The sequence below is a fragment of the Pseudomonas sp. ABC1 genome, assembly GCF_013395055.1.
Taxonomy (GTDB): domain Bacteria; phylum Pseudomonadota; class Gammaproteobacteria; order Pseudomonadales; family Pseudomonadaceae; genus Stutzerimonas.
Genome location: NZ_CP058349.1, coordinates 335,128 through 348,951 on the forward strand (window position 1 = coordinate 335,128; position 13,824 = coordinate 348,951).

General features: G+C 64.7%; 2 protein-coding genes. One reads left to right on the top strand and one right to left on the bottom strand.

What is annotated here, in order from left to right; genetic code table 11:
- Positions 1–74: 74 nt before the first annotated feature.
- Positions 75–12,944 (bottom strand): non-ribosomal peptide synthase/polyketide synthase, encoded by a 12,870-nt coding sequence (locus HW090_RS01325; protein WP_179111779.1) that lies wholly within the window; start codon positions 12,942–12,944, stop codon positions 75–77.
- A 325-nt stretch (positions 12,945–13,269) separates the two neighbouring features.
- Here HW090_RS01325 and HW090_RS01330 point away from each other — a divergent pair, with 325 nt between their 5' ends.
- Complete coding sequence (locus tag HW090_RS01330; RefSeq protein ID WP_179111780.1) at positions 13,270–13,824, top strand: RNA polymerase factor sigma-70; 555 nt, start codon at positions 13,270–13,272, stop codon at positions 13,822–13,824.

Consider the following 13,824-nt stretch of genomic DNA (forward strand, 5'->3'; position numbering starts at 1 on the left):
GGGATGGTCCGCGAGTCGGCCTGACAGGTGAAGACGCTTCGCGGGCGAGCCCGCGCCTATGCAATGGGTTCGGTTCACAAGGCCTCCAGGCGCGCCATCAGGTCGTCGATACGGCTGACCTTCTGTTCGGTCAGCTCGGCGCCCTCCAGCGCGTCGATATAACGGGCCAGTTCCTCCACCGTCGCGCACTCGAACATCGCCCGCAGCGGTACCGCGCGTTGCAGGGTCTTCTGCACCCGCGACGCGATCTGTGTCGCCAACAGGGAATGCCCGCCAAGGTCGAAGAAATTGTCCGTCACACCCACGCTGTCGACGCCGAGCACCTCGGCCCAGATACCCGCCAGGCTACGTTCCAGCTCATTGCGCGGTGTCACATGGGCCTGTCCGGCCGAGAACTCGAAGGTCGGCAGGGACTTGCGGTCCAGCTTGCCATTGGCATTGCGCGGCAGGCGCTCCAGACGTTGCCAGTGACGCGGCACCATGTATTCCGGCAGGCGTTGCAGCAGGTGCTGCTTGAGCGATTCGCTATCCGGCTCCGTTGCCATGACCAGATAACCGACCAGGTATTGCCCGCCAGCACTGTTCTGCACCGCCACGGCCACGTCGTCGATTTTCGGAAACTCACGCAGACGTGCCTCGATCTCGCCCAGTTCGATCCGGTAGCCACGGATCTTCACTTGGTGGTCGACACGCCCGATGTATTCGAGCACCCCGTCCAGGCGACACCGTGCCAGATCGCCACTGCGATACAGACGGCTGCCATCGGCGGCGAACGGATCGGGCAGGAAGCTCGTCGCCGTACGCTGCGGATCGCCCAGGTAACCACGCCCGACACCGGTTCCGGCGATGAACAGCTCGCTCTGCGCCAGCAAGGCGACCGGCTGCAACTCGTCGTCGAGCAGGTACAGGCGGTTATTGTCGGTGGCCGTACCGATCGGCAGATAGGCACCGCGAGTCGATGCGTCGTCGACGGCGAACAGCGCCACGTCGTCCGAGCACTCCGCCGGCCCGTAGGCATTCACCAGCGGCACCTGCGGATAGCGCTGCAACCATTGCCGGGCCAGGCTCGGCGGCATCGCTTCACCGGTGGGCAGCAGCCAGCGCAGGTTGCCCAGGCTCGCCACGCCCTCGGCCAGCAGCCCCTGGATCAGCGCCGGGACGCTTTCCAGTACGCTGATGCCGCTTTCCTGTACATGCCTGAGCAAGGCAGCCGGGTCGTGGGCGATCTCATCGGGAACGATATCGACCCTGGCACCGCACAGGGCAGCGGTGAGGAATTGCCAGACGGAAATATCGAAGCTCTGGGAGGCGGTCTGGGCAATCACATCGCTCGCCTCCAGCCCCAGGTAGGGAATCTTGCTCAACTGGTTATTGAGCATGCCCGCCTGGTGCACCATCACGCCCTTCGGCTCGCCGGTGGAACCCGAGGTATAGATGACATAGGCCAGGTGCTCGCCGGTAACGTCAACGCCAGGCGCCCGTGAGTCTTCCTCGCCATCCCAGACCAGCAGGCTCGGCGCTTCGTCCCAATCCTCCAGGAGTGCCTCCGCCTGCACCCGGCAAGCCGGGCTGCATACCAGCAGCGGCGTACGACTGGCACGCAGGATATGCGCGAGCCGCTGTGGCGGATGTGCCGGGTCCAGCGGCAGGTAGCCAGCACCTGCCTTCAGGCTGCCGACGATCATGCCCAGCAGGGGCAGGCTGCGCTCGGCCAGCAGCGCCACCGGCACATCTTCACCGACACCGGCCTGGCGCAGGCGATTGGCCAGCGCGTTGGCCTTGTGACTGAGTTGACAATAGGTCCACTGCTCATCCAGGCAGGATGCCGCGATGGACTGTGCATGTCGTGCCGCCTGCGTCTCGAACAGCGCGGCATAGCCTTGCTGCAACGGGTACTCGCGTGCCGTACGGTTGCAGTCCTCCAGCCGTTGCCGGCGCTCATCGGCTGCCAGCAGCGGCAGGTCGGCGAAACGTCCGTCGAAGTGCTCGCCCAGTGCCAGCAGCAGGCGCTGGAAGTCCTCCAGCAGGCGGGCAATGGTTGGTTCGTCGAAGAAACGCCGGTCATAGGACAGGTGCAAGCCCAGCTCATCGCCCGGGTAGCAGACCACGGTTAACGGGTAGTTGGTGTGGGTCCGTCCCGACTCTGAGCGCGCATTCAGGCTTTGCGCCCCATCCAGCACGGAGGCGTCCACCGGCGCGTTCTCGAACACGAACAGGCTGTCGAACAGCGGCTGCCCCTTCGGAAGTTCGCTGCATTCCTGGATATCCACCAGCGGCAGATGCTCATGTTCGCGCAGTTCCAGGTTACGTTCGAACAACTGCTGCAACCACTGAGCCACGCTCGGGTCCTTGCCCGCCTCGGGCATGGCCACACGCAGCGGGATACTGTTGATGAACAAGCCGACGCACTGCTGCATCTGCGGCAGGCTGGCCGGACGACCGGCCACTGTCACGCCGAAGAGCACGTCGCGCTCGCCGCCATAGCGCCGCAGCACCAGCGCCCAGGCTGCCTGGGCGAAAGTATTGACCGTCAACCGGTGGCGCTGCGCCAGTTCGCGCAGATGCGCGCCCTGCTCGCGACTCAGGCGACTGTGCAAGTCACCCACCAGCATGCCGCCGTTGTCATGCAGGATCGGCCGGTCGCTGGGGATATGGCTGGGTCGCTCGAAGCCGGCCAGCAGATTGCGCCAGTACCCGCGCGTCTGCTCCAGTCCCTGGCGTTGCAGCCAAGCGATGAAGTCGCGGTAGCGCGGCGGGTTGTCCAGATGCGCTTCACGTCCATCTCCCAGCGCCTGGTAGATGGTCAGGAAGTCCCCCATCAGGATCGAACGGCACCAGGCGTCGATCAGGATGTGGTGGTTGCTCATGATGAACCAGTGCCGCTCTGCCCCCAGGCGAATCAGCCGCAAGCGCAATGGCGGACGCTCCAGCAAGTCGAAGCCGGCCAGGCGTTCGTCCTTCAACAGTGCCTGCAGGCGCGATTCGTGCTCGCCCTCCGGCAACTCGCTCCAGTCGAGGAATTCGACGCCATCACCGTCGCCACGGTGGATCACCTGCAGCATCTGTTCGCCAGCGTTCCAGCAGAAGGACGCGCGCAGGGCCTCGTGCCGAGCCACCACGGCGCGCCATGCCTGCTCGAAGCGCGTGACGTCGATGGCACTGTCGATCCGGTAGCGATCCTGCATGAAATAGATACCGGTGCCCGGCTCCAGCAGGGTGTGCAGCAGCAAGCCTTCCTGCATCGGCGTCAGCGGGTAGATGTCCTCTATCTGCTGGTACGGCAGTGGCAATACGTCGAGTTGCGTCTGTTGCAGGCGGGCCAGGGGGAAGTCGGACGGTGTGATACCGCCATTTTCAGCGGCCAGGCAGTGCTCGATCAGCCCCGTCAATTCAATCTGGTAGTTCTCCGCCAGGCGCTGGACGGTCTCGGCCCGGTACAGGCGCTCGCTGTAGGTCCAGCGCAGCGAAAGCTCTCCACCAAGCACCTGGCCGTCGATGGTCAGCCAGGCGCTCAAGGGCGCATCGCCATCGTGCTGGCTGCCGGCTGGCTCCAGCGACGGTGCGAACAGCGCCTGTTCGTTGAATCCCTGGTCCAGCTGCCCCTGGTAATTGAAGGTGACCCGCGCCTCGGGCAGGCGCGCCATAGCAGCTCGGCATTCGCCGTCCGCCAGGTAGCGCAGCACGCCATATCCAAGGCCCTTGTGCGGCACTTCGCGCAGTTGCTCCTTGATCGCCTTGAGGCTGGCACCCGGCTCCCGTGTCGGCGTCAGTTGCAGCGGGTAGGCACTGGTGAACCAGCCAACCGTGCGACTCAGGTCGATATCATCGAACAACTCTTCGCGACCGTGTCCTTCCAGTTGCAACAGCGCACTGGATTGCCCGCTCCAGGTACATAGCGTGCGCGCCAACGCGGTCAGCAGCAGGTCTTCGACGCGGGCACGGTAGCTTTGCGGCGCCTGTTGCAACAGTTTGCGGGTCGTCTCGGCATCCAGCTTCAAGGTCAGGCTGCGGGCATGCCGTTGCAGGTTTTCGCCAGCGGGGAAGTCACAAGGCAGATCGCTGCGCGCACCCTCCAGGTGATGCTGCCACCAGCCCAGTTCCTCACGCAGCGACTCGCTGCTGGCATAAGAACGCAGACGTCCGGCCCACTCGCCCAAGGCGCTGGTCCTGGCCGGCAGTTGCGCCGGCTCGCCATGTTCGAACTGCCGATAGAGCCGTTGCAGGTCTTCAAGCAGCACCCGCCAGGACACCCCGTCGACCGCCAGGTGGTGGATCACCAGCAGCAATCGGTCCGGCGTACCCGGCACCAGCAGTGCACGCAGCAGCGGCCCATCCTGCAAGTCGAGGCTGCGCTGGACGTCCTCGAACAGCTCCAGGCGCGCCTCATCGGCCAGGCGCAACAGCCCCTGTTGCTCCGACGGCGAGCGGTATTCGGCATGCCATTGACCTTGCTCGTTGCGGCGGAACCCCAGGCGTAGCGCATCGTGGTGCTCCAGCAGGGCTTGCAGGGCCTGTTCCAGCCATTCTGGCTGCAGGGTTTCCTGGCTCTGCAACAGCACCGACTGGTTCCAGTGCTGGCGGTAAGGCATCGCTTGTTCGAAGAACCAGTGCTGGATCGGTGTCAGCTCGCTCGGCCCGGTCACCGGCCCACGCGCCAATTCGACTACTTCGCTCAAACGTGCTGCCGCAGCCAGGGTGCGTACACTCTGGTGCTGGAACAGGTCCTTGGCGCTGAAATGGATGCCAGCCTGGCGCGCCCGACTGACCACCTGGATCGACAGGATGGAGTCACCACCCAGTGCGAAGAAGTTGTCGTCGATGCCCACGGCAGCGACACCCAGTACGCCTTGCCAGATCGACGCCAGGGTCTGCTCGGCGGAATTGCGTGGCGCCTGGTACTGCTGCCGCGCCATGCTCAGGTCCGGTTCGGGCAGGGCCTTGCGATCCAGCTTGCCGTTACTGGTCAGCGGGAATTGCGCCAGGACCAGCACGTGAGCCGGCACCATATGTTCCGGCAGCCGCTCCGCCAGGTGCTGTCGGAGGGATTCACACAACGTCGCCTCATCGAGCTCATCACCCTCGGCGGTCACATAGCCCACCAGCTGTTTGCCCGACGGCCCGTCCAGCGCCACGACCACCGTCTCGCGCACCTGCGGGTTCTGCAACAGGCTGGCCTCGATCTCGCCCAGTTCGATACGGAAGCCGCGTACCTTGACCTGGTGGTCGATACGACCCTGGTACTCCAGTTGCCCATCGGCCCGCTGGCGTACCAGGTCCCCCGTACGGTACATGCGCCCGCCCTCGGCCACGCTGAACGGGTCGGGCAGGAAGCGCTCGGCGCTCAGGCCGGGACGTTCGTGATAACCCCGGGCCACGCCGTAGCCGCCGACATACAGTTCGCCAGTGGCACCCGCGGGCAGCAGCGACAGGTCCTCGTCCAGCACATAGAGCCTGCGCGCACCGACCACCCGACCGATGGGGATTCCCGTACGGCCATCGCCCTCGACCACGCAAGCCAGCGGCATCACCACGGTTTCCGTCGGGCCATAGGCGTTGAATACCTGCTGCGGTGCGAAGGCCTCGCGCAGGCCGTGCAGGTGCTCGGGAGTCAGCGCTTCGCCACCGGTGATGCACAGGCGCACCGGCAGCGACTCGCCCTGTCCCGCCAGCCACTGCGCCAACTGGTTACCGTAGCTCGGCGTAAATCCCAGCACATTGATCCGTCGCTCGCGGATCAGCCGGCAGATGTCCTCGGCATCCCATTGCCCCTGCTCGCGCAGTACCACTTCGGCGCCAAACATCAGGGGTACCAGCAAGCGTTCGCTGGCGGCATCGAAGTTGACCGAATAGAAGTGCAGCTCGCGATCCGCGCCCGTGGTACCGAACAACCGACCCACCGCCTGGCAGTGCATTGCCAACGGCCCCTGCTCCACCGCCACGCCCTTGGGCAGGCCGGTCGATCCGGAGGTGTATATAAGGTAGGCCAGATGCTCGGGCTGGCTGAGTCGGGGCGGGTTTTCCTGCGGATAGGCAGACAACCCTGGCCCATCGCTTTCCAGGCCCCAGGGCGTCACGGACGCAGGCAGCGGCGACAGTGTTTCCAGCAGATCGTCATGGCCGAGCAACAGCGCGATACCACTGTCCTCGATCATGTAGCGCAAACGCTCCAGCGGGTATTCAGGGTCCAGCGGTACATAGGCGCCACCGGCCTTGAGCACCGCCAGCAGACCGACCACCAGATCCAGAGAGCGGCGCAGTGCCAGGCCCACCCGCACGTCCGGGCCAACGCCCAGTTCTCGCAGGCGATGGGCCAGGCGATTGGCACGCTGATTCAACTCGGCATAGCTCAGGGATTGCCCGGCGCAGGTCAACGCCAGGGCTTCCGGGCTGGCCTCGGCCTGCCGCTCGAACAGCTCGGCCACACTAGCCTGGGCTGCATCAGGCGTCTCGCCCTGGCCATTTTCCAGCAACTGACTGCGCTCGTTGGCATTCAGCAGCGGCAGGTCACACAGACGTGCCTGCGGATCATCGAGCATGCCAATCAGCACATGTTGCCAGTGTTCGGCCATACGCTGGATGCGCTCGGCGTCGAACAGGTCCTGGCTGTAGGTCAGGCAGCAGCGCAGTTGTTCATCGAAGTCGGTGACTTCCAGGTTGAGGTCGAACTTGGTCGCCCGTGCATCGTTGACCAGGTACTCCACCTGCAACCCGCCAGCGAGGGTCCGGCGTTGCTGGAACTCCCAGCGCTGCACATTGCACATCACCTGGAACAGCGGGTTCCAGGCGGCGCTGCGCTGCGGCTGCAGCGCCTCGACCAGATGATCGAAGGGCACATCCTGATATGCCTGGGCTTCCAGGGCGACCTGGCGCACCTGCTCCAGCAGTTCCTCGACACGCATCTGCCCGTCGGGCCGGATACGCAGCACCTGGGTATTGAGGAAGGCACCGATCAGCCCTTCGCTTTCCGGGCGGATACGGTTGGCCTGGGGCACGCCGATACGCAGGTCATCCTGCCCCGAATAACGGTAGAGCAACGCAGCCAGGGCCGCGCTCATGGTCATGAACAGGGTCAGGCCACGGCTGTTGTTGAAGCCGATGACGCGCCGCGCCAGCGCCGGGTCCAGGTCGAAACGATGCAGCTCACCGGAATGGCTCTGCACCGCCGGCCGTGGCCGGTCACTGGGCAGCGCCAGCAGTGGCTGCTCACCCCCCAGTTGCCCACGCCAGTAGTCCAGTTGCCGCTGCATCTCGCCAGCCTCCAGCCACTGGCGATGCCAGGCGCTGTAGTCGAGGTATTGCACCGGCAAGGGCGCCAGGGACGACTCGCGCCCTTCGAGGAAGTCGCCATAGAGCATGGCCAGCTCACGGGCGAAGATATCCATGGCCCAGCCTTCGGTGACGATATGGTGCAGTGTCACCAGCAGGTGGTGCTCCTGTTCACCGCTGCGCACCAGGCAAGCCCTCAACAGCGGGCCATTTTCCAGATCGAACGGTTGGTGTGCCTGCTCTTCCGCCAGGGCCTGGATACGCGCCTGGCGCTGCGCCTCGGGCAGTTCGCCGAGGTCCAGACGCTGCAGGATGACATCGCTGGCTTCACGCACCCGCTGCCAGGCCTTGCCGTCTTCCGCCGGGAAGGTGGTGCGCAGGCTTTCATGGCGCTGGATCAACGCCTGCAACGCACGCTCGAAAGCTTCCGCATCCAGCGGGCCAGTCATACGCGCCATGCCACCGACGTTATAGGCCGGGCTCTGCGGGTCGAGCTGCCAGAGGAACCACATGCGTTGCTGCGAGTAGGACAACGGCAGACGCTGGCTGCGGTCCACCGTTTGGATCACACCCCAGCCATCGGCCCGACCTTCTGCCTGCGCACGCGCCACCCGCCGTGCGAAGTCTTCCAGCCGACGTGCCTCGAACAGGCTGCCCAGGGGCAGGTCGACGGAGAACGCCTGGCGCGCCCGCGACACGATGCGGGTGGCCAGCAGCGAATGCCCGCCCAGTTCGAAGAAGTCATCGTCCAGGCCGATCGCCGGTACGTTCAGCACCTCGCTCCAGATCGCTGCCAGGCTGCGTGCCGGCTCATCGAGCGCTTCGCGGAATACCCGCCGAACCAGTTCCGGGTGCGGTAGCGCGCGTCGGTCGAGCTTGCCCGCCGGCGTCAACGGCAGCGCTTCCAGGCAGAGGATATGCGCGGGTTGCATGTATTCCGGCAGGCTGAGGATCAGGGCCTGGCGAACCCGCTCTATCCGTTCGGATGCATCGCCATCGACGACCAGATAGGCCAGCAGCCGCGCATTGTCGTTCTCTTCGTCGAGGATGACCGCCGCCTGGCGCACGCCCGGCTGCCTCAACAGTTCGGCACGGATTTCCTCCAGCTCGATGCGGAAACCGCGCAACTTCACCTGCTCGTCGAGACGACCGAGGTACTCCAGCACGCCGTCGCCACGCCAACGCGCCAGGTCGCCGCTGCGGTAGATACGCGAACCCTCGGGGGCCGGCAGGAAGCGCTCGGCGGTCAACCCCGGTTTCCCCAGGTAGCCCCGCGCCAGTCCTTGTCCACCCAGGATAAGCTCCGCCACAGCACCAGCCGGCGCCAGTTGCCAACCGGCATCACGCACCTCGCATGACACATTGCCCAGCGGACGACCGATCGGCATCCGCGCACCCGCTTCGCCGGCACAAGACCAATGGGTGACATTGATGGTGGTTTCCGTCGGTCCATAACGATTGTGCAGAACCGCCTGCGGCAAGCGTTCGCAAGCCCGCTGCGCCAGTTCCAGGGGCAGCGCCTCGCCTCCTGCGAAGAGCAGGCGCAGGCTCTGGCATTCGCCCACCGCCGGCTCATCGAGGAACAGTTGCAGCAACGGTGGAACGAAATGCACGGCCGTCACCCCATGCAGGCGGATCAGCTCCACCAGGCTGCGCGGGTCACGGTGCTGGCCGTCGCCCGCCAACACCAGCCGGGCACCACAGATCAGCGGCAGCAGGCATTCCCACAAGGAAACATCGAAACCCAAGGGCGCCTTTTGCAGGAATACATCGCTAGGGCCGAAGGCATATTCCCGTTGCATCCAGTCCAGCCGACTGGCCAGCCCGCCATGGGTCAGGCCAACGCCCTTGGGCTGCCCACTGGAACCAGAGGTATAGATGACGTAGGCAAGATTGTCCGGGTGCAGCGTCAGCGCCAAGGGTGTGTCCGGCCAGCCGTCGAGGGTCAGTTCGTCGATGGCGAGTGCCTTGATTCCATCCGGCAATCCATCCAGGGTGGCGCGCTGACCAAGCAGCAGCACCGCGCCGCTGTCCTCGATCATGTAGTGCAGGCGCTCGCGCGGATAGTCGGGGTCCAACGGCAGGTACACGCCACCGGCCTTGATGATGCCAAGCACCGCCACCATCAGCTCGATGGAGCGCTCGGCGAACAACCCGACCCGTACTTCCGCCACCACACCCTGGCTGCGCAGGAAGTGGGCCATGCGGTTGCTGCGACGCTCCAGGCTGGCGTAGTCCAGGGTCGTTTCCGCCGCGACCAGGGCAATGGCCTGCGGGCTGGCCTCGACCTGTATCCTCAGGCGCTGCGGCAACAGGCTCGACGCCTGCTCGAGCGGCTGTGCGGACCACCCCTGCAATTGCTTGCGCTCCGGTGCAGACAGCAAGGCAAAATCGTCCAACGCCAGGCCAGGTTGCTCGCAGAGTTGCTCCAGCAGTAACCGCATATGCCCGGCCAGGTGCTCGATAGCGGTGCTTTCGAACAACTCGACGGCATAGTCGAAGGACAGCCGCAGCGCGCCCTGGGCAGTTTCCTCGCTGTGCAGTTGCAGGTCGTACTTGGCTTCGCGGCTGTGCCAGGGCAGTTCCTCGGCGAGCAGGCCCGGCAAACGGCGCAACGCGCCGCTGTCCCGCTGCAAGTGGTTGAACATCACGCTGAATGGCTCGCCTTCCAGCACGGCAGCCACCCGCTCGAAATCGATCGACTGGTTGGCCTGTGCCTCGGCCACACGTTCGTGCAGCGCTGCCAGCAGGCTGTCGAAACCCTGCAGGCCATCGAGCTGGCTACGCAGTACCTGGGTATTGATAAAGAAGCCGACCAGCCCCTGGGTTTCCCGCTGCCGGCGGTTGGCATTGGGCACGCCGACACGGATATCGGTCTGCCCGCCATAGCGATAGAGCAGGACCTGAAAGGCCGCCAGCAGTACCGTGAAGACGGTGGTGCCCTGCGCCTCGGCCAGTTGCCGCAGGCGCTGGCCGAGGGCTTTGTCCAGGCGCAAGCTGAAGCGTTCGGCAGCGCCCTGCTCGCGGCGATGCGGCGCGTCGCTGGGCAGGTTGAGTGGCTGGGCCTCGCCCTCCAGCACATGCTGCCAGTAGTCCAGTTGCCCCTGCAGGTGCCCGTCATCCTGCTCGCGGCGCTGCCATGCCGCATAGTCGGCATACTGGATCGGCAAGGCCGGCAGGCTGGATGGCTGCCCCTGGCTGAAAGCGGCATAGAGTTGCGCGAACTCGTCCAGCAGGATCCCCAGGGACCAGCCGTCGGCGACGATATGGTGCAGCGTCACCAACAGCAGGTGGTCCTGCTCGTCCAGGCTGACCAACTTGACCCGCAACAACGGGCCATGCTCCAGATCGAAACGCGCCCTGGCCTCTTCCTCCTGCACCGCCCGGGCGCGTCGCTCACGTTGCTCGACCGGCCACTCCTCAAGACTCTCGTAGAGCAGCGGGCAGGCTCCCTGCTCCAGCACGCACTGCAGGCCATTGCCATCGGCATCTTCGGAAAAGACCGTGCGCAAGGATTCGTGCCGCTCGACCAGGGTTTCGAAGGCACGCTGCACTGCTGCCACGTCCAATTCGCCGCGCAAGCGCAGACCGCCCGGAATGTTGTAGGCGATACTGCCCGGCTGCCGACGCCAGAGGAACCACAGGCGATTCTGTGCAGGGGATTGCGGCAATGGTTGGCGGCGATCCACCTGGGGAATACGCTCGGCAGGCAATGTGCCCTGGCGGCGCTGCTCTACGATGGCAGTGAATGCGGCCAGGGTCGGGTTCTCGTAGAGATCGCGCAATTCCACGGTGGCAGCCAGCTCGTCACGGACTTCCGCCAGCATCTGCACCGCCAGGATCGAGTTGCCGCCACTGGCGAAGAAACTGGCCTGCTCGTCGATCCGCTCAAGCTTGAGGAACTGGCGCCAGTAAGCGGCAACACGCTCGCCGGTACTCAGGCTCGACACACCTTGCGCCATGAGTGGCTGCGAAGTCTCACCGAATTGTCCAAGCGCTACCGGCACCAGTTCGCCGCTCTGCAACAGCGTGCGGCAAGCCGAGCGTTGCAGCTTGCCGCTGGACGTCTTCGGCAGGGTGCCGGGGTCGAGCAGCGCCACCAGTGCCGGCGACTCATGGTGCACATCCGCCACCGCGTCGCGGATCTGTGCCAGCAACTGCTCCAGCGGCTGCTGCTTCTGTGCTCGCCGACTGATCTCGGCTGCCACGGCAAAACCTTCTTCGCCGGCCTGCTGCACTGCAAAAGCAGCCACCCGCCCCTTGCGTACGGCCTCGATCTGCTGCTCGACGGTGCGCTCGATATCCTGCGGGTAGAGGTTCTGCCCACGGATGATCAGCATGTCCTTCAGCCGGCCGCTGACGAACAATTCTCCCTGGTGCATGAAACCCAGGTCGCCGGTGCGCAGCCAGGTACGACCATCACGCTGCGGGAAACTCTCGGCGCTGGCGACTGGGTTGCGCCAGTAGCCCTGGGCGATACTCGGCCCACTGCTCCAGACTTCACCGACCCGATCATCGGGCAGCACTTCGCCACTCTGTGGGTCGACGATGATCACCGGGTGTTCCGGCTGCGACCAGCCGCAGCTCATCAGGACCGAGCCATTACCCAACTGCGCGCGGTTCTCCGCCAGCGCCGCACTGTCCAGTTCCAGGCTACCGATGCCCTGCCCAGGGCGCCCGCCGGTGACGAACAGTGTCGCCTCCGCCAGGCCATAGCTGGCCAGGTAGGCACCCGGACGGAAACCACAGGCAGAGAAACGCTCGGCGAAGTCCAGCAGGCTGTCCTGGCGGATCGGCTCGGAGCCGGAGAAGGCCACTCGCCAATGCGACAGATCGAGTTCGCCCAGCTTGCCTTCGGCGATACGCTCATGGCAGAGCCGGAAGGCGAAGTCCGGGCCGCCGCTGATGGTGCCGCGATAGCGGCTGACCGCATCGAGCCAGCGCAGAGGCCGCTCAAGAAAGTGCTGCGGCGACATCAGCACCACCGGGATGGCACTGTAGATACCCTGCAACAGCCCGCCGATCAGCCCCATGTCGTGGTACAGCGGCAGCCAGCTGACGATCACATCGTCTTCGCCGATTTCATAGCCCTGGCGGATCAGCCACTCGTTGGCTTCCAGGTTGCCCTGGCTGACCTGCACGCCCTTGGGCGTCGCGGTAGAGCCTGAGGTGTATTGCAAAAAGGCGATGCTGTCGGCAGGCATGAGTTCGCCCTGCCAGCCATTGCCCGAGGCATCCTCCAGCAGATCGACGGCCAGTAGCGACGGCAGCTTCGCCGGCAGGCTTTGCAACGGCGCCTGCAGTTCGGCGGTGGTCAGGATCAGCGCCGGCTCCGCATCGTCGATGATCGACAGCAGGCGCCCCAGGTGCTGCGGGCGCGAGGACTCCGGCGGGTAGGCCGGCACCGCGACGATCCCGGCGTACAGGCAACCGAAGAACGCCGCGACGTATTCCGGCCCACTGGGAAACAGCAACAACGCCCTGTCACCGACAGTCGCACGTTCACCCAGCGCCGCAGCGATCGCACGCGCGCGTCGATCCAGTTGCCGATAGCTCAGTACCAGCCCGTCGTCCGATTCTCCGCCGAGGAAGCGCAATGCCGTCTGCTCAGGCCGGGAAAGCGCATGGCGCATCAGGGCGTCAGCCATGGAAAGCGGGCGTACGAAGGTGTTCGTCATGGGGCTGTACCTGTCCCTGAAATCGATGCGAAAACGGTCGCCGGGCGAGCCTTGGACCGGTGTTGTTCATGCAGGGAAAACGAAGAGGCAATGGGGGAAATTAGCGCTGTAGGCGTTTCGTCATGATTGCGATGCAAGCTCGTTCATGCGGCCCCGGCGGTCCTTCGACAGAGCGAACTGCCAGCATTGGCGGCCCGGCAATAGCAGTCTGACACCACCTAAAAGAGATAATGATTATTACTTGACTCTTGTTTGGGGAATGCCTACTTTTCTTGGCGTTTCAGGGAAACAGACTTTTGCAACCTCTTGCCGCATAGGTACAGCCATGCAGGAATTTGGAACCGTAGAGTGCAACGCGGAAAGCGACGAAGGATCTTCGGATCTGCTGAAAACCCTGGTCGACAACCGGCACAACCTGGTCAAGGCAGCCACCCGGATCACCGGTTGCCCCAGTCGTGCCGAGGATGTCGTCCAGGATGCTTTCTTCAGACTGGCCAATGGACCCGCGCAAGGATTGCCGCTCAAGGCCCGGGCCAGTTATGTCTTCCGCATCGTCCACAACCTCGCCATCGACAGTTATCGCAAGCAGGCGCTCGAGCAGCGCTACACCACCTGTGAAGAAGACGGCGCCAATGCAGCCCTCGACAACTGCACACCCGAGACGGAAAGTCTCAATCAGGAAACCCTGGGCCTCGTCGAAGTGGCGCTCAAGCAACTGCCCGAGCGCACGCGCTATGCCTTCGTTATGTACCGCGTGCATGGCAAGCAGCAGAAAGACATCGCCAAGGAGCTGGGCGTCTCGCCGACCCTGGTCAACTTCATGATCCGGGATGCACTGATCCATTGCCGCCACTGCGTCAAGTACGAACCGGCTCGCTGA

Excerpts from the sequence above, each read along its gene's own strand:
- HW090_RS01325 (WP_179111779.1), bottom strand. The coding sequence starts at position 12,944 with ATGACGAACACCTTCGTACGCCCGCTTTCCATGGCTGACGCCCTGATG.
- HW090_RS01330 (WP_179111780.1), top strand. The coding sequence starts at position 13,270 with ATGCAGGAATTTGGAACCGTAGAGTGCAACGCGGAAAGCGACGAAGGA.